This is a genomic window from Dyadobacter sp. (genome assembly GCF_039919315.1).
Lineage (GTDB): Bacteria > Bacteroidota > Bacteroidia > Cytophagales > Spirosomataceae > Dyadobacter.
Genome location: NZ_JBDSFX010000090.1, coordinates 1 through 19,093 on the forward strand (window position 1 = coordinate 1; position 19,093 = coordinate 19,093).

Annotated in this window: 20 protein-coding genes and 1 pseudogene; 15 read left to right on the top strand and 6 right to left on the bottom strand. The window is 44.2% G+C overall.

Going from position 1 to position 19,093, the window contains the following annotated elements; genetic code table 11:
• Together ABIO93_RS25585 and ABIO93_RS25590 are read right to left on the bottom strand one after the other, a co-directional pair.
• Nucleotides 1-429 (bottom strand): annotated as a pseudogene (locus ABIO93_RS25585) (sensor histidine kinase); the annotation flags it as partial.
• 9 nt (nucleotides 430-438) lie between these two features.
• The gene (locus ABIO93_RS25590; protein WP_348072844.1) at nucleotides 439-1,140 is read right to left on the bottom strand and encodes a response regulator transcription factor; all 702 of its coding nucleotides are present in this window, start codon (nucleotides 1,138-1,140) and stop codon (nucleotides 439-441) included.
• 140 nt (nucleotides 1,141-1,280) lie between these two features.
• Here ABIO93_RS25590 and ABIO93_RS25595 point away from each other — a divergent pair, with 140 nt between their 5' ends.
• Both ABIO93_RS25595 and ABIO93_RS25600 read left to right on the top strand, forming a co-directional pair.
• Nucleotides 1,281-2,582, top strand: a complete 1,302-nt coding sequence (locus tag ABIO93_RS25595; protein WP_348072845.1) for a spondin domain-containing protein — start codon at nucleotides 1,281-1,283, stop codon at nucleotides 2,580-2,582.
• A gap of 92 nt (nucleotides 2,583-2,674) precedes the next feature.
• Complete coding sequence (locus ABIO93_RS25600; protein WP_348073102.1) at nucleotides 2,675-3,208, top strand: NmrA family NAD(P)-binding protein; 534 nt, start codon at nucleotides 2,675-2,677, stop codon at nucleotides 3,206-3,208.
• Between the two features lie 257 nt (nucleotides 3,209-3,465).
• Here the strand turns inward: ABIO93_RS25600 and ABIO93_RS25605 are convergent, their stop codons facing one another.
• A complete protein-coding gene (locus ABIO93_RS25605) occupies nucleotides 3,466-4,998 on the bottom strand; it encodes a M57 family metalloprotease (RefSeq protein WP_348072846.1) in 1,533 nt (510 codons plus the stop codon).
• A gap of 332 nt (nucleotides 4,999-5,330) precedes the next feature.
• On the opposite strand from ABIO93_RS25605, the gene ABIO93_RS25610 reads away from it, so the two are divergent.
• The 5 genes from ABIO93_RS25610 (at nucleotide 5,331) to ABIO93_RS25630 (ending at nucleotide 9,517) form a co-directional block, all read left to right on the top strand.
• On the top strand, nucleotides 5,331-6,617 hold the full coding sequence (locus ABIO93_RS25610) for a hypothetical protein (protein WP_348072847.1): 1,287 nt from the start codon (nucleotides 5,331-5,333) through the stop codon (nucleotides 6,615-6,617).
• A 256-nt stretch (nucleotides 6,618-6,873) separates the two neighbouring features.
• Nucleotides 6,874-7,236 carry a hypothetical protein gene (locus ABIO93_RS25615; RefSeq protein ID WP_348072848.1) on the top strand — a complete coding sequence of 121 codons (363 nt, stop codon included), beginning with the start codon at nucleotides 6,874-6,876 and terminating at the stop codon, nucleotides 7,234-7,236.
• A 43-nt stretch (nucleotides 7,237-7,279) separates the two neighbouring features.
• A complete protein-coding gene (locus ABIO93_RS25620) occupies nucleotides 7,280-8,122 on the top strand; it encodes a hypothetical protein (protein WP_348072849.1) in 843 nt (280 codons plus the stop codon).
• A 10-nt stretch (nucleotides 8,123-8,132) separates the two neighbouring features.
• On the top strand, nucleotides 8,133-9,170 hold the full coding sequence (locus ABIO93_RS25625) for a S41 family peptidase (RefSeq protein ID WP_348072850.1): 1,038 nt from the start codon (nucleotides 8,133-8,135) through the stop codon (nucleotides 9,168-9,170).
• 107 nt (nucleotides 9,171-9,277) lie between these two features.
• Nucleotides 9,278-9,517, top strand: a complete 240-nt coding sequence (locus tag ABIO93_RS25630) for a hypothetical protein (protein ID WP_348072851.1) — start codon at nucleotides 9,278-9,280, stop codon at nucleotides 9,515-9,517.
• 172 nt (nucleotides 9,518-9,689) lie between these two features.
• Here ABIO93_RS25630 and ABIO93_RS25635 read toward each other — a convergent pair whose 3' ends face one another.
• Together ABIO93_RS25635 and ABIO93_RS25640 are read right to left on the bottom strand one after the other, a co-directional pair.
• Complete coding sequence (locus ABIO93_RS25635) at nucleotides 9,690-10,460, bottom strand: SDR family NAD(P)-dependent oxidoreductase (protein WP_348072852.1); 771 nt, start codon at nucleotides 10,458-10,460, stop codon at nucleotides 9,690-9,692.
• 177 nt (nucleotides 10,461-10,637) lie between these two features.
• Nucleotides 10,638-10,955, bottom strand: coding sequence for a zinc-binding dehydrogenase (locus ABIO93_RS25640; RefSeq protein WP_348072853.1), 318 nt, complete (start codon nucleotides 10,953-10,955; stop codon nucleotides 10,638-10,640).
• Between the two features lie 103 nt (nucleotides 10,956-11,058).
• Here ABIO93_RS25640 and ABIO93_RS25645 point away from each other — a divergent pair, with 103 nt between their 5' ends.
• On the top strand, nucleotides 11,059-11,478 hold the full coding sequence (locus tag ABIO93_RS25645; protein ID WP_348072854.1) for a helix-turn-helix domain-containing protein: 420 nt from the start codon (nucleotides 11,059-11,061) through the stop codon (nucleotides 11,476-11,478).
• Nucleotides 11,479-11,678: 200 nt separating this feature from the next.
• Entirely contained in the window at nucleotides 11,679-12,773 is a 1,095-nt protein-coding gene (locus tag ABIO93_RS25650; RefSeq protein ID WP_348072855.1) for an adenylate/guanylate cyclase domain-containing protein, read from the top strand.
• A 103-nt stretch (nucleotides 12,774-12,876) separates the two neighbouring features.
• On the opposite strand, the gene ABIO93_RS25655 is transcribed toward ABIO93_RS25650, so the two are convergent.
• Nucleotides 12,877-13,521, bottom strand: coding sequence for a Crp/Fnr family transcriptional regulator (locus tag ABIO93_RS25655; RefSeq protein ID WP_348072856.1), 645 nt, complete (start codon nucleotides 13,519-13,521; stop codon nucleotides 12,877-12,879).
• 209 nt (nucleotides 13,522-13,730) lie between these two features.
• Between ABIO93_RS25655 and ABIO93_RS25660 the strand changes: the two genes are divergently transcribed.
• The 6 genes from ABIO93_RS25660 (at nucleotide 13,731) to ABIO93_RS25685 (ending at nucleotide 19,069) form a co-directional block, all read left to right on the top strand.
• Nucleotides 13,731-14,531 (top strand): sulfite exporter TauE/SafE family protein, encoded by an 801-nt coding sequence (locus tag ABIO93_RS25660; RefSeq protein ID WP_348072857.1) that lies wholly within the window; start codon nucleotides 13,731-13,733, stop codon nucleotides 14,529-14,531.
• 140 nt (nucleotides 14,532-14,671) lie between these two features.
• Nucleotides 14,672-16,093 (top strand): MBL fold metallo-hydrolase, encoded by a 1,422-nt coding sequence (locus ABIO93_RS25665; RefSeq protein WP_348072858.1) that lies wholly within the window; start codon nucleotides 14,672-14,674, stop codon nucleotides 16,091-16,093.
• Nucleotides 16,094-16,110: 17 nt separating this feature from the next.
• Nucleotides 16,111-16,683, top strand: a complete 573-nt coding sequence (locus ABIO93_RS25670) for a YeeE/YedE thiosulfate transporter family protein (protein ID WP_348072859.1) — start codon at nucleotides 16,111-16,113, stop codon at nucleotides 16,681-16,683.
• A gap of 4 nt (nucleotides 16,684-16,687) precedes the next feature.
• Nucleotides 16,688-17,308: a class I SAM-dependent methyltransferase gene (locus tag ABIO93_RS25675; protein ID WP_348072860.1), complete on the top strand. Its 621-nt coding sequence runs from the start codon at nucleotides 16,688-16,690 to the stop codon at nucleotides 17,306-17,308.
• A gap of 5 nt (nucleotides 17,309-17,313) precedes the next feature.
• Nucleotides 17,314-17,823: a DUF6691 family protein gene (locus ABIO93_RS25680; protein WP_348072861.1), complete on the top strand. Its 510-nt coding sequence runs from the start codon at nucleotides 17,314-17,316 to the stop codon at nucleotides 17,821-17,823.
• A 367-nt stretch (nucleotides 17,824-18,190) separates the two neighbouring features.
• On the top strand, nucleotides 18,191-19,069 hold the full coding sequence (locus ABIO93_RS25685; protein ID WP_348072862.1) for a helix-turn-helix domain-containing protein: 879 nt from the start codon (nucleotides 18,191-18,193) through the stop codon (nucleotides 19,067-19,069).
• The last annotated feature ends 24 nt before the right edge of the window (nucleotides 19,070-19,093 follow it).

A 19,093-nucleotide genomic window follows, 5' to 3' on the forward strand; every position in this document is an offset into this window, starting at 1 on the left:
ACCAGGCTCGTCAGGTTCTTTGGGATTATCGCCGAGTGGACGTTCGCTGCCTTTGGTGCCGAGCCATTGCTTTACTAATGTTATATTGACACGGTGCTGTCGAACCGACTTGTCAGGTACTACATAATCAGTAATGTTACCGGTGGTATCAAGCAAGTACACCTCTACACTTGGATTAGCCACCATAATAGAGTGGATAATATCGTGTGTGACGGTCGTGTCAGGTTTTCCATCTTTCAGCGGATGGGTGAAGGTGGCCAGGTGAGAGGCAATGTTTCCATAAAGCTGCTGATGCGCCGCCGTATAATAAGATCTCGAAAGCCGCGATGCGATGAGAATAAAGACAGTGCCAAGCACGATCAGCAGCGTGAAAAAAACGGCAGTTATTTTCCAGAATAACAGATTGCCGCGAATGGTTTTTACAGACATAACAGGGTATTATAATTCTTCATTAAACCGGTAACCTACGCCCCAAGAGGTCAAAATGTACTTTGGATTTGAAATATCCTCTTCAATTTTTCCCCGAAGCCTGTTTATGTGGGAGTTTACAGTATGCTCATAACCTTCAAAATCATAACCCCACACCAGGCTAAGCAATCGTTTTCTACTATAACTTTTCCCCGGGTTAGCGGCCAGTAACGCAATCAGGTCAAACTCTCGTAGGGTCAGATCAATCCTGCTCTCGTTGAGCATTACACGTCTTTTGTCAATATCAATTTCCAGTTCACCGGCGCGGATCAGTGACGCAGTAATGTCGCTTATAAAAGCGCTGCTTTCCTCCGTTCTGCGAAATATCACCTTCACACGTGCAATGAATTCCCGGATACTGAATGGTTTGGTAAGATAATCGTCTGCGCCTGTTTCCAGGCCGATCACTTTATCAATCTCTTCGGACTTGGCGGACAAAATCAGGATAGGTGTACGACGGTCGTTTTGTCTTATCCTGCGACAGATTTCCATTCCGTTGAGACCTGGCAGCATCAGGTCGAGGATGATCAGGTCAAAAGCCTGTGCCTGCGTGATCGCAAGGCCGGCCTGCCCGTTTCCGACCGAGGAGACATTACATGCCAGATCGTTCAGATGTATTTTCAACAATTCGACAATATTAGGGTCGTCTTCAATAATCAGTACTTTTTGCATGGAAAGGACCTGGTTAAAAGAAATCATCCAAAATTGAGAAAAAAAAGTACACAAACGGCGCCGTGATACTTTTGTTATAATTCCGTCATTTCTCTGAGACACCAATTGCGTTTGTTTGCAAAAACCAAAAAACGAATTCTATGAAACTTCGACAATTTTTCAGAGTACTTTCTGTGCCCGCCATGGTACCAATAATTGTCCTTACTTCTTGCTCTTTGGAAGACCACCCTGTTCAGGTTGAAAGTTCGACCATCACCATTGAAAATGTACTTCAGGCACAGCCGCTGGTCGAATCCGGGACTTTTAAAGGGGCCGGTACGCCTCCGGTTATTCTTCCGGGCGAATCGGTAACCATCCATTTTTCGGCTGCAAAAGGTGAAGCGCTCAGCTTCGCGACGATGTACGGATGGTCTAATGATTTGTTTTTCGCTCCTGAAAATCCCGGCATAGTCGTGTATCAGCCAGACGGCACCCCGATTGAAGGGGATGTTTCAGCGCAGATTAAACTTTGGGACAATGGGACCCGTCTCAACCAGGCACCTGGCGCGGCAGTAATGCACCCAGGCGTGCCTGATCTAAAAAATATCATGGAAGTGGTGGGTACAGACGCGCAGGGTAATGCCTACTTGCCCGTTTCCAAACTGATGAGTGCAACGCTGAAATATGACGGAAGCTCCTATTTTACACTTACTATTAAAAATATTTCCGGAGGTACGGCCAATGAGACTCCATTCAGCCCCGGCGTATGGTCAGTTTCGCATATAGCGGGCGGGAATCTGCTGAATGCAGCGCCCCTTTATAGCAAGGCACAGCCTACCGCCAATGGGCTTACGTCTATTGCTGAAATGGGGGATAATGGCCCCTTAAGTACCTATATAGCAGGTATCACCGGTATTTTTACTCCATTGTCTCCGATACTCGTGGTTGTGTATACCGGAACAGAAAGCCCCATCTTTAAAGACGGGGAAGCCGACCGGGGCGAAGGGTTGACGATGCTGGCACAACGAGGCAATGCTGATCCACTGGCGGCCGCGCTCAAAACCAAACCGAATGTGAAAGAAGTCTATGTTTTGCATGCGGATGGTACCAATGTGCTCCTTCCCTCCATTGGCGGACAGCCCGGTGGTAAGGTTTCCCAGGTGCTGAACCTGACAGCTGGCGACCGCATCGCAGTGGCGACCATGTACGGGTTTTCTAATGACTGGTTTTTTATATCCGAAGGCAATGGCGTGGATGCCGCAATGAAGGGAGATATTTCATCCATGATGGGGCTCTATGATGATGGTACCGCGATCAATCAGTTCCCTGGCGCCGGGATCACGCAATTCAATCTTGCCGGGACACCGCTAATGGAAAGCAAACCGATTGCGCCGGTTCCCAATCCTAACATGTTTACGACACTGCCTCCAGTAAACCAGATGATTAAAGTGACATTGCAATAAGAAATAGTTAATTAGTCCAAAGCATAACCAGCGAAGTGCTCCCGAGTTCGCTGGTTATGCTTTTTGACTAATTATTCTCAATTAGAAGTGGTATTGCATATACCTTCATCAGGCCTTCTTATTTCATGCAAAACCTGACAACGACGAAAAAAAACGACATTATCAAAATGGGCCGGATCGTTTTACCGGCCGGTGATGCACCGTTTTTGTGGGTCGATGTGGCTGATGTGGGGCGGTCCATTGCTATGGTACTCATGAACTTCAAAAGTCACAAAAACAGGGCTTACACCATCACGGGCGGTGAGCTGCTGACTTTGGGACAGATTGTGAACCAGTTATCCTCCCATATTAGGCGTATCATCCGCTACGTAAGCTCCAACTTGCTACGCTTCATTTGGACTAAACGGAAAGAAGGGACAGCTTGGGGATTAATCTCAGTACTGATAATGCTTCACATTTTGCCGAGGGTTCAAACGCCTCCCGCCTCAAACCTTGAACGTGTTTCATTTCGAAGACCTGGGTTCCACGTATTGGTCCGCAAATCTATAGCGGTATTGTTCTATCAGTTAAAAGTGCCCGGTAATGCCGCACCTAAGGTGATCAGGCCTCCGTTACTCCATGATTAATGGCCAATTGGTTGACCAAGAGCTTATCCTGAACCCTTTGATTACTGTAGTGAAGACCCAGCAAGCCAGGAAATTTCCCTGTCTTTGCGTGTAACCCTCGGACGTAAGTCTGATACCCTCGGTTGTATTTGGGTTGGCTGGGAAGCAGGCCTATCCAACAACAATTATTTATTTACGGGTGAAGAAACGCTATCAGACACATCTCAAAAAGCAGGCCTGCTCAGCTTTCGCGAACAGGCCTCGCTTCATCAATGATTCTAATACTCCTGTACAAACCCAAGATTGTCAATAATTACCGGTTGAGTGCCGGTGCCGTGTGCGGAGATAGCTACCCCGCCACCAGCTATTTGTACCCAACAATCTTTTTCAAATTTCTTTATCGAGTAACCTCCGGGAACTGCGGTTAAGCCGATGACGAAGATACTGTTGTTTCTCCCAGCCGCAATGTCTCTTCCAAAACCACCAGTCTCCACCATATTTACTCCGTTATATTGGAGTACTTTGTTAGCGGTGTCGATTACCCAGGCAAAACCATACGAAGATACAGCGATCCGCATTCCGCCTCTTCCCGGGATCTGTTCCCAATTATTGTTTTTCAACTTTTTAATCGCAAAACCACCTGGTGCTGGCGTCATGCTTACAATATATACAGAATTGTCAGCTCCAACGGCGATGTCAAGCGCAGTTCCTGGCAGCATTTGCCACTGGGAATTGACACGTTTAAATATTTGCCCAACGCTATTAACAACCCATGGAATACCATCAGGACCAACGGCTATGCGTACACCTCCCCCAGGAACCTGCGTGAACTTTTTATTAAAATAATCATACTGGTTAATTGTGAATCCGCCGTTGACTGGTACTTTGCTAATCATCCACAACGATCTATCCGATCCGGTTGCTGCGGCTACATCGGTGGCCTGGCTAGGTAAATATTTCCAGTCATGTGCCGGATAAAGGACCTCAGCTGCAATGAAGTCATAATATGTAAATCCATTCCAAGGCCGTACAAATGAGTTCATGACCGAGTATTTATCCATTGCGGGCGTGTTACAAACCTGAAAATCAAAATATGCTAAGAACGGCTCATCCGTGTGGGTGAGGCCAAAAGAGTGGCCCAGTTCGTGAACAATGGCAGACCTTTTTTCAGACATGGATAAAAAGTTCTCACCATTGTAATAAGTGTTGATCGTCATTCCACCACCAGTTGTGCCATCTGAATCCGGAATATGTTGGCGTGCTATCCAGTGGTCCGTGCCCGGCATTGGAAGTTCGAATTTTGTGTTTATAACCACATCGGGGTTGGAGGCAACTAATATTTCGTGAAAATTAACTTTTGTGCCTTCCATGCTGTTCCAGTCTGCAATAGCCTGGCGGATGGCCTTTTTCCAGTCTTCGGTAATATGCGGATAGATAAAAACCTTGATATCTTTAACATGATCGTCGCTTAGTAAAAATAATACCTGTCGTTGGTTCGCCTTGCCTGTCTTCCCGGATTTAAGATATCCTTCGGCAGTGCTTCTGTGAATTTGAATATCGCCATCAACAATGAACATTTTCTCTTCTTTCAAGTATTTGACTTTGTTGATAGGCGCACCTGTGAGCTCTGCTAAATAAGTGGTAAGTGTTTGCATTTGAGCATCGTCTCCACCCTGCTGATCAACTGCGGGCTCGGTTACGATGTCAGGATCTTTACAACCTTGAAACGATATCAGTAAAGCAATGAGCAGTATCGCCCGATACAGGTATGATGATCGCCTAGGCGTACTGGTTGAAAATAGATTTTTCATGGGAATGGCTTAAATTGTTATTAAAAAACGATTGATTTGTTTATGCCTTTTTTGTGAAAGAAACTTCTTGTTGAAGGCGATACAAACGTAGGGCAGATATTCGCAGACAGCAATTTTACGAGGTACACAAAATGTCATCGACCATCAAAAATGACGTGTACAATAGGTGTACATGCGCCAGGTAAGCTGTAAATGAGGTTTTTTTTTTCTATTCAATGTTTAAAGTAAGAAACTAGAAAATGGGATTTATCGGAGAAATGTGATTACTTGCGGACGCACAAATGAGGTAGGAAGCCGACGTACGCCCAGTCACTAAAATTTTCAAAGCGGATATGAGACAATGGATCAACAGGCTGTTTAATCCGGAGAACCCGGCTCCTGCTATCATTAAAAAAGAGGGTAATGTTTATCTGGAAGGCGACAAAGCCATTTACGCGCGCCAAGAAGGTTACCGGAAAACTGTGATTGATCTGGCCCAGCTTCAATACATTTATGTTTATACAACCGAGGGTTCCCAGAATCTCGTCCTTAATAATTACAGCCAGCATTTTGTCCCTTGCTCGGCCACCGGATTTCAAGCTTTTTTTCAGCACTTATCCGATCGGTTCTTACTGGATGAAAAGAAATTCTACGAAATTTTGGCGAGCAGCAAACCCCAGAAAGTGGAACTTTGGCGTGCAGATAGTCCCGACAATTGTAAAATTACGGATCATCCGGATTCAACCGAAAAAGGAAAATGCGAAGGTTTCTGGATCTGTTCGTCACCTCCCCAATGGATCAGCTGGGATATGACTTCGCAGGAATTGGTTGACTCGCCACTTACCACTCAAACTACCAATGAATACGGACTGACAGAGCTGCGATTTCATTTTCCGGTCCAGATCGGCAACATCATTCTTGACGACTGGCGTTACTTATTTCCCGGCCATCTGCGCCTCGATGTTCCGCTGGATGATTTTTATTCAAATGTGCGTATCAGCGGCAACGGCGATCAAAATTACAAATTGTTAAAAAAGGCACTCGAAACGATCTTGGGCGATGCTGAATCCATATACGAAAGAGATGACCAGAACTCCTGCCAATGGATGGTTAACGGAATAAAATTCGCATTGATTTACTGGTCTGACAGCCGCTATTCTTATGAGTCCGGATATGCATATTTCAATGTAAAAAATGAGCGCACATATCCTCATTATTTGACCGACCCTGCCTACGAATCCAACATTGAATTGAGCAAATACCTGTGCCTGGAACACTCATTTAGAATTGGTTCGGGTTTCAGACAATCCCGATATTTTCAGCAAACTCCGCAGAAAGTTGCCAATCAGCTAATCCTTTCTTCCGCCGGTTTTATTTTTTGGCGTGATACGCCTAACGTAAAAGTGGGTTTTGCTAACCGGGAAAATGCGATGATCTTCCCATTGGAAAATCTTGCCAGTTTCCATTGTGAAAATGTGTTTCCCGACCGTAGCAGCGGCGGGGCTTATTTGTCGGCAATCTTGAAAGAAGGTGTCCAGCAGTCCATCCTGATCGGTGATTGCAATTCTTTTGACGCATATATTTCCCATCTCACCGAAATGACCCAACTTCCCGTTACTGTGTCGGCCACCTCCGAGTAATCACTGAACTTCAGATGTATGTCATTTGAGATGATATGAATCGATGGTCAACTTCGGCTAAGTTGATCTTTCTGCCCCCCAAATTGGCCTAAAAACGCGTTTGTTCACCTTTTGTTTACCTCATTTCTGGGGCGAAGTACCTTTTGTACACGCCGGGAGCTTTTTGCTGCAGTTGATCCTCCCTACGTTTGTATCGCCTAACGACAACCCAGTCGAAGGGATCAAATCAGTATCTAAACTAATATTTCGAAACAAAATGTCAAACGTAAAAACAGTAATCGATCAATGGGCCGTAAAAGATCTTGAAGATGGCTCGTCATTAAATATCACAGTAACCGAATGTACAGAACTGGGAAATGGCTCGCTACCCGGGATACAAGTTTCATATATGGGACAAACGATCAATTTCGAGCCTGCTATCACCGAGCGTTGGGCTTATCAGGCCTCAAAATCGGGTGTAACTGATTTACTGTTAACGGATTACTCCTGGATGGTCCATGAAGATCAGTTTATCAAAAATTACCTGGTGGTAGGTGAAACATTAAAAGCAAAAATTGAGGTAAAAAGCCGGAGTTCAAAGGTCATCAGCAAAGAATATGAATTGCCTTTTTCATTCTAAACCCTTTGAGTCTTTTTTATCAAACACATTTTTACCTGCTGCCATGAAAAATAATATAATAAAACTGTGTCTTTCCTTTGCCTTCCTGCTCACTGCGATCCAGGCATATTCTCAGGAAAATGCTGAACCTGAACCTGATAGAAACCAGTTTCGGATAGGGTTAGGCGCCAATTACATCAAAACGCTCGATCTCTTATACTCCCCTTTAATGTATAAGTCGCTCAGAACAGACCTTCAACTGGGTTATTCGAGGAAGTCTGAAAATGGGATTTTTTCGTCTGATCTCAATGTCTTTATGGGTTCGTTAAAACCCAATTCCGGCGGTGCAGTTGTTATATATGCTAACGAAACAGATATTCACGGGGTTGAAACGACGGAGGATATGGTACTTCAAATGGTTCAGATCGGGTTCGACCTGCAAGTGGGGTATTTACGTGAAATGCAGCAGCTGCGGAGTGAATCCAAAGCGATTTACCTGGGTGGAAGTTTGGAAGAAAGTTTAACCTACACACCCGGATTTATGAATGTTGGCGTGATCAACTACAGTTCATTCAATGCCAAAGCGCGATTCGACTATTTTTTAAAAAATGGCAAACCGCTTATTTTTGAACTGGCAGTTCCACTCGTTTCGGTGATCACCCGGCTTCCCCATCATCAGTCGCCCGGCGAACCTGGGAAGTCGGATTTAGGCGCATTTTTTTCAGGAAATAATAAGGTTGCAACGCTCAATCATTTTCAAAATGCCCGATTTTCAATCAAGTATCCATTGCTGGTAAAAAGGCGTATCGCTGTGGAGATCAGGTACGAAGGATCCTGGATGCATTATTACAAACCGCGGCATCTGACGCAGGCAGGCAATCATTTATCCCTTGGTTTAACTTTTTAAAATAGCAATCATGAAAAAGCAAATAACAATACTCTCAGGAATTTTAATGACCGTCCTTTTTTCGCTCACCTCATGTCAGGAAACGATGGTCGGATATGAGAACAATAACTCCAGCGAAAGCAATTTCCAGCAGATGTGGGAAAAATTTGACAGTCACTACGGGTTGTTCCTGGTGAAAAATATCGACTGGAATGAGGTGTATGCTTCCCATTTACCAAAAGCCAGGGCTGCCAAGACAGATGCCGAATTGTTTGCTGTATTGTCTTCTGCGGTGCATACATTGGATGACAAACACATCAATATCTACACAAACAGCAAGCAGCTGACAGATTATAACAGCGGCGAAAATGGGCATATACCCGCTCAGGAAGGTTTTGATTTCAAAGTAGTCCGGGAAAAATACCTGACTGATTACCAGGAAATAACGGAGGATTTCGGTTATGGAAAGTTGACCCCAGAGGTTGGTTACATTCATATCGACGCATTCAAGGATAAATTGTCGGTTTTTGAAAATGGGATGGACAAAGCACTCAATGCATTAGCTTCCACGAAAGGAATCGTATTCGACATCAGGGACCACACAGGCGGCTCCGACCATGTGAGTGCGTATATAGCAAGCCGTTTTGCGGGTTCGAGGAAATTATTCATGACAGCTAAGAAGAGAAATGGCCCGCGCCACGACCAGTTTGCAGCCCCAGTAGAATGGTATATCGAGCCAACGGGCAAAACACAATATACAAAACCGGTTATCTTGCTGACCACATCCACCACATTGAGCGCCGGAGAAACTTTCACATTTGCGATGAGAGAAAATGCCAATGTTACCCACATGGGCACCAAAACAGCAGGCGCATTTTCCGATGTGATCGCCCATCAATTACCGAATGGCTGGATAGTCACCATTGGTGTAGGCGACTATCGCGGCTCAGACGGTAAAAGCTATGAAGGGATCGGTATTACGCCGAAAATTGTAAGTTTAAATCAAAAATCAGACGTGCTGAGAGGTGTAGATAAAACGCTCGAATCAGCCATTGAAAGACTTAGGTAAGTGTCAGGAATCAAAATTTTTCTGTTTCAATTCGTATATATAATGACTGTTTTGTCCGGCATTATTGCCCTGTTTGGCTGCTCGGAAATGACCGCTCATTTTATGCAATGGTTAAAGAAAACTACCCGACTGCTATCATTGAAAGTACAGATGAGACCGGAGATCTGGTTGTGACCAGGTTTAGGATCAACGGAAAGGTAATGACCTTATATGCCAATTTGCAGACGAAATCACTTACACTTATTGATTCGGATAAATTAATGGTTAAGACTATCGGTGAACAGTTTGATCGGAAATTGTCCGAGGGAAAATTCCAGGATAGTTTTGGGCAAATCAACTTGGATTAATTCATGTACGCACACCCTCCCTCAATCAGTTACGCATTAAACCACATTAGTATCGCAAAAGTGGCAACCACGTGGGTATACGCGTCCCGGATTACGCCGCCGCCGTTAAATGGCACAAAGGGAAAGGGGGTAGTGGAATTACAAGCCGCCCTTATCCATCATCAAGGTAATACTAGGACTTTAAGAGCGGGCCATTAGCTTTTGCAGGATTTAAAAGTTTGTTTGCGAAGCCAGGAAAGAACCTGTTTAGATAATAGATCGCTTTGGTAAGCCCTAACCGGATGGTATATGTATCGTTTCTCAAACTCGAAATAAGTCCTTTTACCAAATCCTCGGGCGACATTTTATCACTCTGGAAATCTTTGGTCATCTCGGTAGCAACTACCGGAGGTTGTAATTCAAACACTTTCACGTTACTGTTAATCATTTTCAGGTGATCACGCAGGGCAACTGTGTAAAAGCGGACTGCTGCTTTGGATGCAGAGTAGGTTGGGGAGAGCGTCAAAGGCAGGTGACTTAAAAAAGAAGATACATTAATGATCGCCGCTTCATTCCTTGATTTGAGCATATCCATAAACAAATTGTTCATATGGATTACTCCTAAATAATTGATGTCTATTTCTTCTTTTGCCTTTTCATAATGGATATCGCTGCTCACACCCAGATTATCGGGCTTGCCGAAAATGCCTGCATTGTTATAAAGAATGTCAATGCCTCCCAAGTCGGCTACCTGCGCTAACAGTGATTTTGCATCGCTAAAATTACCTGCGTCGCTGTTAATGGCAACTATGCCAGGATATTTTCTTTTGGCTTCATCCAGTTTAGCCTGGTTTCTGCCCGTTACAATCACCTTGCATCCTGCTTCTAAGAACTGCTTTACTGCTTCTAACCCTATGCCGGCAGTTCCGCCAGTGATGAGTATTGTTTTACCTTTTAATTCCATGATTATGTTTTTTTTAAATGTTAAACTTATGCTCCGAATTGCCTGAGATAATAGTCAATGTGGGTTGTAAATAGCCTTCCCTATTGTCTTGGGGAGTTTGGTGTGATACGGATTATCCTGCCGATCAAGACTTCCGCTCCATTTTGATGCAACGTTCAAAAAATGAAAGATTAGGGTTTAATTCCAGGGAGTCAGCACCGCTTTTCCGGTTGAATGACGTCCTTCCACCAGACGGTGTGCTTCTGCGGCCTGTGAAAGTGGCAGGACTGCGCCAATCTGAAGGTTTAGTTTACCCACCACTTCTGCACCGAGTGAGTACGATGGAGCGGTTTGCTCAGGATAATAGGTGCCTTTCCTTCGGGTAATATCTGCAAAGTTCACCCCTGCCGCTTCAACCCGGATTAACACTTCTGATTTTGCTGGCTGTGGCGTAGGTACTTCTTCATATTGGTGAACTTGTGGGCCGCCGGTTTGGTGAAATACTATCGCTTTCATTTTTTTGTTTGTCTAAAACACGCTAAATTAGCTTGCTAATTGCAAGTGGATATGCAAATGTACAAACAACTTTTAAAATGCAAGTTGATTTTTGAAATATTTTATGGGAACAGTTAAAAAAAGGTCGAATTGTCTGTTGAGCAGCTCACTTGATATTTTTGGAGACAAGTGGTCATTGTTGATTATCAGGGACTTAATGTTTAATAATAAGAATACCTATAATGACTTTTTGAAGTCAGCAGAAGGCATTGCCACCAATATTCTGGCTTCCAGGCTCAAAGGACTGGAAGAAAATGGTTTGATTGAAAAATCGGAGCACCCAGGCAGTAGAGCGAAGATTCTGTACAGGCTTACTCCAAAAGGAATTGAGCTGCTACCCGTGATTATTGAAATCCATTTATGGGCAGAAAAGTATTTTACAATACCCTCAGGCATCGAGCCCACGCTGAAAGAGGCAAAAAAAGACAGGGAGGCACTGATAAAATCGATAACAAAATCGCTTATGGAAAATATCAGCTTGTAGTTCTAATCAATGAAGTGTCCGATAAAACATCGAGTGAAAAATGAATGATCGGTTTGAAATGCAATAATCTATATAAATACTTGCTACTCCACTTGACAAAAAATGAAGACATAGCAATAATTTATATTTCCCTGTGAATAGTAAGGGTTTGTTTTGAAGATTTAGGTTATTTTGATGACTATTCCACAATAGCTCAATCCATGATGTCACCGAAAACCAAAAGAAATGTTGCCCGTGTCATTCCTTTTGGAGTATTGTGGTTTATTTTTAGCCTGATTTATTGCGTGCTGGAAAAAGGAATTCTTGGAGATCTGGACCGCTATCCATCTACAGGCAATCCGTATAAATTTGCAACAAACATTTTTGCCATCCCCGCTGCGGGCCTGATGATGGGTCTGGTTACCGGAATTCTGGAAATCGGTTATTTCAGCAAGTGGTTTATAAAAAAGAGTTTTACAAGGAAGATCGTATTTAAATCCCTCCTTTACCTGATCATTGTTAGCATTTTTCTGTTTGTCTTGCTGTTGAGCAATGCACTTTATATACACAGTACGGACTCTTTTGAAAACCTGTTATCACCAGCAAGGGCATTTTTTACTGACTACGCTGTGGTCGGTCTGATGCTGTACATCGCTGTCTTGATCCTGATTACGCAATTTTATGCTGAATTTAGCCAGAGTATCGGACCAGGCACATTGAGTAATTTTTTCTTGGGGAAATACCATCATCCCGTAGAGGAAGAAAGAATATTTATGTTTCTGGATATGAAGTCCTCGACCACAATCGCGGAAAATCTTGGCCATGTCAGGTACTTCGAGATGTTAAAGGAGTATTTTTTTGACCTGTCCGTTGCTGTTATTGACTATGGGGGCACGATTTATCAATACGCTGGCGATGAGATGATCGTCAGCTGGAAACTGAAAGAAGGATTAAAAAATAATAATTGTATAGAGTGCTTCTTCGCTATGAAACGGGCCTTGCAGAATCAGGCGGAAAAGTACAACCGCAAGTTCGGCGTTTTACCGGCGTTTAAAGCCGGGTTGCATTTTGGTATGGTAACTGCCGGGGAAATCGGATCTCTGAAAAAGGAAATCATCTTTACAGGTGACGTACTTAACGCTTCTGCAAGGATCCAGGGACTTTGCAATCATTTCGATGCTGACTTGCTGGTATCGGAGGACCTTGTTAAAGTCCTTCGGCTTCCGGCCACATACGTGATAAGATCGGTCGGAGAGAACCTGCTGAAAGGCCGAAGTAAAACATTGGAGCTATTTTCCATTTCGGCTTCTCACTAACGCTCATTAATCGTTACGGATGCTGTCTGTCTTCGGACGTATTTGCAAAATTATATAGCTAGACTTAGCTTATTCAAGCGTCAAACTAAGTGGTTATTTTCGATTACATCCGGGCTAGCCATTCGATACTATTTCTCAGTAGTTTGATTTTTCTGTCCTGTTCCATTTTCTTTAACAATCTTGATATAACCTCCCGCGAAGTATTCAGATCATTGGCAATTTCCTGATGGGTGATAAAAATCTGGCTCCCCTTGCTGTTCGAAAATTGGTTTTTCAGATAAAATTCCAGCCTTTGGTCCATGCCCTTGAAGACTACATTGTCAAATACCAGCAGCAGTTCTTCAAAGCGGGCCCGGTAGTTGGCGATGACAAAGTAATACCAGGTTTTATATTTCTGCATCAGCTCGTCCATCAACTGGATCGGTATCATGACCGCAACAGTATCTTCCACTGTTTTGGCCATGATCTCGCTGGCCTCTTGTCTGGTATTACAGATCATTGACAATGCGCATGCATTTCCTGGTTCCAGATCATAAATGAAAGCTTCCTGGCCATCGTCACCCTGACGATAAAGTCTTACCCTGCCGCTTCCAATGAGCAAGGTGTGTTTGATATATTGTCCGGTTCTCATGATTACCTCCCCGGCCGGAATAGTTTTCAGGATACAATCCTTGATCAAACGTTCTTTTAATTCAGGTTCAAAATCCGGAAAAACGGAATCGAGATAGTACGAAATATCTTCACTCATGGTTAGCGAAATGATTAAGCGATGCGTAATGTGATAAAATAAACCCAGTCCAAAAAGGTTCCCCAAGGCCTTTTAGCAAAAGCATTCAGGGAAATCCCCCAATTTTCATCTGTGGCGAAGTTCACCATAACAATATTTCATGTATGTGATCTTTGTCACTTTCAAGGTGATCGACACTTCTGATTTTTGTAGTGTAATCAATACAAAAAATGGAAATCATCGCTTATATAGCTTCTGTATTTATTGGTATTTCGTTGGGTATGATTGGCGGGGGCGGGTCCATCCTGACTGTGCCGGTCCTGGTCTACATGTTTGGCATTAGTCCTTTGGTATCGACATCCTACTCGCTGTTTATTGTGGGGTCAACGAGCCTTGTCGGGGCATACAGCAATTACCGGAATGGTGCGGTCAAAATTAAAACAGCGTTGCTGTTTGGAAGCACATCGATCACAACGGTTTTCTTGACGCGTAAGTTTTTAATTTCTTTGGTTCCTCATGAACTTTTCAGCCTTGGCGCATTTCGTATCACTGAACCTTTATTAACGATGATGCTTTTTGCTGTGCTGATGGTAGCGGCATCGGTGGGCATGATCAAAAGCAAGGAGCGTAAACCGGGGTGTATGAAGTGTGATTTAAAGGGTAATATTACCCGGATGCTTTTAAGTGGCATTGGCATCGGGCTTACTACCGGTTTTCTGGGAGCCGGGGGCGGGTTTCTGCTGATACCCACCTTGGTGTTAGTGCTCGGTATGCCCATGAAAGAGGCTGTTGGTACTTCGCTTCTGATTATCGCGCTGAATTCTCTTGTCGGATTTGCAGGGGACATAGGACATCTGATTATTGACTGGGCTTTTTTACTAAGAATCACTTGTATCGCTATGGCTGGTATTGTGATCGGGGGCATCCTAGCCAAAAGGGTAAACGCTGGGTCTTTGAAAAAAGGGTTTGGCTGGTTTGTGCTGGCGATGGGAATTTACATTATATCCACAGAGCTGGTCCATCTTCGATAAAGCTCGCACGCACATACCCAAAAAATAAGAATCGTTTTAATTTTCTTTTGCAATGTGACAGATGTCACTGACCAGCCAGCTTAACATCCCGAAATTTGTATAGTTCATTCAAATAGGATTGATCAATAAAGACAACAAGTATGAAACTCGAACAAATCTATACCGGCTGCCTCTCACAAGGCGCTTATTATATTGAAAGTAATGGGGAAGCTGTGGTGATCGACCCGCTCCGTGAAGTGGGGCCCTATATCAACCGTGCTGAAAGAGATGGAGCAAAAATAAAATATGTGCTAGAAACACATTTTCACGCGGATTTCGTGTCTGGCCATATTGACCTCGCTGAAAAAACAGGTGCGCAGATCGTTTTTGGTCCAACCGCAAAGCCCGGCTTTGATGCGCTCGTAGCAGTGGACGGTCAGGTGCTGAAAGTGGGCGATGTTTCACTAACAGTACTGCATACGCCAGGGCACACTATGGAGAGCTCCTGTTATCTGTTAAGTGATGAGCAGGGAAAGCAGGTCGGCATTTTTACGGGAGACACCTTGTTCATTGGCGATGTCGGGCGTCCTGACCTGGCCCAAAAGGTATCCGCCGAGTTGACGCAGCAAAAGCTGGCAGAGCATCTTTTTGATTCGTTACGCGATAAGATTATGCCACTTGTTGATGAGATCATTGTTTATCCGGCCCACGGCGCAGGAAGTGCGTGCGGTAAAAACATGAGCAAGGAAACAACCGATACGCTGGGTAGCCAGAAAATCTCTAATTATGCACTTAGGCCAGATATGACCAAGGCAGAGTTTGTCAAAGAAGTCACCCATGGGCTGATGCCGCCCCCGGCTTACTTCCCCGAAAACGTTTTGATGAATATTCAGGGGTACGAAAGCATTGACAGGGTTCTCGAGCGCGGAGCCCGCGGGCTGGATGCGGCGGCTTTTGAGGCGGCAGCAAACGAAACCGGCGCACTAATGCTTGATACCCGGGATGCGGAAATCTTTGCAAAAGGATTTATACCTAACTCGATCAACATCGGAATTAACGGTGGCTTTGCTCCCTGGGTAGGGACGCTTATTCCCGACATCAAACAGAACATATTGGTAATCACTGAGCATGGCAGGGAAGAAGAAGTAGTGACCCGCCTTGCGCGTGTTGGCTATGACCATACGATCGGATATTTGAAAGGCGGGATCAATGCTTGGGTAAAAGCCGGTAAAGAAGTTGGTCGGATCCAGTCAGTAACCGCTGACCAGATGAGTGAACGCTTGAAAATGGACCCCACCATGGGGGTGCTGGACGTACGCAAAGAAAGTGAGTTCCTCTCAGAGCATATCGTGGATGCCGAAAATGTCCCGCTGGATTATATCAATGATCACCTGGCGCAGATCGATAAAAACAAAACGTACTTCGTACACTGTGCCGGCGGTTACCGGTCAATGATTTTTAACTCTGTACTCAAAGCAAGGGGATATGACAATCTGATCGATGTCGAGGGCGGTTTTAAGGCAATAAAGCAGTCAGATAAGTTAGAAGTAAGCAATTATGTTTGTCCAAGTACACTATTATAAAAACTGTTATGGGAATTATGTCATTGTTGTTGGAAACTCTAAAACAGCCCTGGCCATGGTATGTGGCCGGGCCGCTGATTGGGCTTACAGTGCCTGCACTTTTAATACTGGGTAATAAGTCCTTTGGGATTTCATCATCGCTCCGACATGTTTGCGCCATGTGCGTCCCATCGAAAATCCCGTTTTTTCAATACGATTGGAAAAAGGAGTTGTGGAATATGTTTTTTGTGCTGGGCATCTTTTTCGGAGGGATGATCGCGGTGACATTTCTGGCCCACACCGCACCAATCCAGCTCAACCCGTCACTGGTAAAAGAGCTTAGTGTTTATGGTATAACTGATTTTTCGTCGCTCGTGCCTGTTGATCTGGTAAGTTGGAATAAGCTTTTGACGCTGCCCGGATTTATCATGATGGTTGGTGGTGGGTTTTTGGTAGGTTTTGGCGCGCGTTATGCCGGAGGCTGCACGAGCGGCCACGCAATTATGGGGCTTGCTACCTTGCAATGGCCCTCACTAGTGGCAACAATCTGTTTTATGATCGGCGGATTTGTAATGGCAAACTGGATATTGCCTTTCATATTAATGATGTAAGCAGATGAAAGATTACTTGAAAGCACATTGGGAAAATATTTATAGTACTAAGTCACCCGATCAGTTAAGCTGGACAGAACAGAAGCCAGTGCAGTCTCTCACCCTGATCAAGGAGACAAATACAGCAAAAGACAGTGCCATCATTGACGTTGGAGGAGGAGACAGCCTGCTTGTAGATTATCTATTGCTGGACGGTTATTCGGATATAACGGTTTTGGATATTTCGGCCAAAGCGATCCATAAAGCCCAAAACCGACTGGGAGAAAAGTCTAAGCAGGTTACCTGGCTGGTGGGCGACATACTGGATTTTAAACCGGAAAGGCAATACACAATCTGGCACGACAGGGCGGTGTTTCACTTCCTGACCACTGCTGAGCAGAAAGCCCAATATAAGTGCACCGCTGAAAACTCGGTTTTAAAAGGGCATATGATTCTGGGCACTTTTTCTTTGTCTGGCCCCTCGGAATGCAGTGGGTTGCCGGTGAGTCAGTATGATCTGGCCCCACTGGCCGATGTCTTCAAAGATTCGTTTTCGGTAAAATCTCATTTTTATGCAGCGCATGTTACACCTTTTCAAACAAGTCAACACTTCCTTTTTGCGGATTTTATCAAAACAAACGACTAGAAAGTATGGAAAATTTATCAATAGCTCCCAGGGCACAAAGCGAACATGACATCCGGGCAACGGATTCCATTTGCATCAATGAGAGTCAAAAACAACACAAATGGTATTACAACTTGAAATATCTTGTGGTAGGACTACTTTTCGGAGTACTTTTCGTGAAGGCAGAAGTGATCAGCTGGTTTAGGATCCAGGAGATGTTTCGGCTGCAATCGTTTCATATGTATGGTATTATCGGAAGCGCCGTGCTAGTCGGAATGATTTCAGTTTGGCTTATCAAGCGCTTTGATATCAGAACCATTTCAGGGGAAGTTATCACTTTCGCCTATAAGAAATTCAACAAGGGACAGATTTACGGAGGGTTATTGTTCGGGCTGGGCTGGGGTTTGACCGGCGCTTGCCCGGGCCCCTTGTTTGCACAGATTGGTATGGGTGCTACCGTTATAATTGTCACATTGGTTAGTGCAGTTACAGGCACCTGGGTATATGGCAGGTTCAGGGATCAATTACCTCATTAGGTTTATTAAGAGCTTGTTAAGGAGAATATTGTATACAGGTCCAACAGTTTGAAGATCAATTTTTTGGCACATTACAACTGTCTGACTCCAATCCAGGTAAAGGGTTTCGGTCGGCTGCACAGTGCAGCAAGAACCCATGCAAGCAGAGATCAATCTTCCTGAAAAAACTTCGGGGAACTTAGTTTGGAAGGGCAAATCAATCCCGTTGAAGCCGGGAAAAAATTCGCTGAAAATACAGTAAAGTCATTTTTAGCGTGCTTTTCACAAAAAGAAAATTTAACTTCTGATTATGAATATCAAACAGTCAGGTTTTGCCGTTACAAAATGAACTGTTGATATTTCTGTTTGATAATCATAATAGTTAACTATGAAAGATCGTAACATTCCATCCATTTCCGAATTTGGTGCTGAGTTAAGGAACCAGGGATTCAAGGTTTTTGAAATTAAGGCTGGTGAAAATGTAGTCAGGACTTATAACCGGAAAGATTTCTATAAAATTTGCCTCGTTACAGGTCGGAGCGTTGTGCAATACGCAGACCGTGGAATTGAAATCGATGCAAAGACCTTATTCTTTGGTAATCCCCATATCCCATACTCCTGGGAGATTATTTCAGAGGAATTTACCGGGTACACTTGTTTGTTTTCGGAAAGCTTTTTAAAGGCTAATGAACGTTCGGAAAGCCTTCAGGAAAGTCCGTTATTCAAAATAGGAGGGACGCCCATTTTTACATTATCAGAAGAGCAGCGGAGCTTCATTGCTACGATTTTTCAGAAAATGATTGCTGAAGATGCCACCGGTTACTTGTTTAAGCATGATCTGATGCGCAACTACATCAGCCTGCTAATTCACGAAGCGTTGAAAATGCAGCCTGCCGAGAATTTCTTTAAGCATAAAAATGCGGCCGAGCGTACAGCTTCACTATTTTTTGACCTTTTGGAAAGACAATTTCCCATCGAAAGTATAGATCATCCGATGCAGTTTAAAACTGCCCAGGAGTTTGCCAACCGGCTATCTGTGCATGTTAATCATTTGAACCGCTCCGTGAAAGAAATCACCGGCAAGCCCACCAGTGCCCACATCGCAGAAAGGATCATTACCGAAGCAAAAGCGCTTTTAATTCACACCGATTGGACCATTGCCGAAATCGGCTATGCGCTTGGGTTTGAGTATCCTGCCTACTTTAACAACTACTTCAAAAGGCTCACCGGCACTGTGCCATCTTCGGTGCGGACGCAAACTGCGTGATTTCCATAATAATTGGTTTGATAA

Bases quoted from the DNA above. Each gene is read 5' to 3' on its own strand.
- ABIO93_RS25635 (WP_348072852.1), bottom strand. From the start codon at position 10,460: ATGGAATTAAAAGGTAAAACAATACTCATCACTGGCGGAACTGCCGGC.
- ABIO93_RS25640 (WP_348072853.1), bottom strand. From the start codon at position 10,955: ATGAAAGCGATAGTATTTCACCAAACCGGCGGCCCACAAGTTCACCAA.
- ABIO93_RS25610 (WP_348072847.1), top strand. From the start codon at position 5,331: ATGAGACAATGGATCAACAGGCTGTTTAATCCGGAGAACCCGGCTCCT.
- ABIO93_RS25595 (WP_348072845.1), top strand. From the start codon at position 1,281: ATGAAACTTCGACAATTTTTCAGAGTACTTTCTGTGCCCGCCATGGTA.
- ABIO93_RS25590 (WP_348072844.1), bottom strand. From the start codon at position 1,140: ATGCAAAAAGTACTGATTATTGAAGACGACCCTAATATTGTCGAATTG.
- ABIO93_RS25655 (WP_348072856.1), bottom strand. From the start codon at position 13,521: ATGAGTGAAGATATTTCGTACTATCTCGATTCCGTTTTTCCGGATTTT.
- ABIO93_RS25670 (WP_348072859.1), top strand. From the start codon at position 16,111: ATGTCATTGTTGTTGGAAACTCTAAAACAGCCCTGGCCATGGTATGTG.
- ABIO93_RS25650 (WP_348072855.1), top strand. From the start codon at position 11,679: ATGATGTCACCGAAAACCAAAAGAAATGTTGCCCGTGTCATTCCTTTT.
- ABIO93_RS25625 (WP_348072850.1), top strand. From the start codon at position 8,133: ATGAAAAAGCAAATAACAATACTCTCAGGAATTTTAATGACCGTCCTT.
- ABIO93_RS25675 (WP_348072860.1), top strand. From the start codon at position 16,688: ATGAAAGATTACTTGAAAGCACATTGGGAAAATATTTATAGTACTAAG.
- ABIO93_RS25605 (WP_348072846.1), bottom strand. From the start codon at position 4,998: ATGAAAAATCTATTTTCAACCAGTACGCCTAGGCGATCATCATACCTG.
- ABIO93_RS25660 (WP_348072857.1), top strand. From the start codon at position 13,731: ATGGAAATCATCGCTTATATAGCTTCTGTATTTATTGGTATTTCGTTG.
- ABIO93_RS25620 (WP_348072849.1), top strand. From the start codon at position 7,280: ATGAAAAATAATATAATAAAACTGTGTCTTTCCTTTGCCTTCCTGCTC.
- ABIO93_RS25665 (WP_348072858.1), top strand. From the start codon at position 14,672: ATGAAACTCGAACAAATCTATACCGGCTGCCTCTCACAAGGCGCTTAT.
- ABIO93_RS25630 (WP_348072851.1), top strand. From the start codon at position 9,278: ATGGTTAAAGAAAACTACCCGACTGCTATCATTGAAAGTACAGATGAG.
- ABIO93_RS25680 (WP_348072861.1), top strand. From the start codon at position 17,314: ATGGAAAATTTATCAATAGCTCCCAGGGCACAAAGCGAACATGACATC.
- ABIO93_RS25615 (WP_348072848.1), top strand. From the start codon at position 6,874: ATGTCAAACGTAAAAACAGTAATCGATCAATGGGCCGTAAAAGATCTT.
- ABIO93_RS25645 (WP_348072854.1), top strand. From the start codon at position 11,059: ATGGGAACAGTTAAAAAAAGGTCGAATTGTCTGTTGAGCAGCTCACTT.
- ABIO93_RS25685 (WP_348072862.1), top strand. From the start codon at position 18,191: ATGAAAGATCGTAACATTCCATCCATTTCCGAATTTGGTGCTGAGTTA.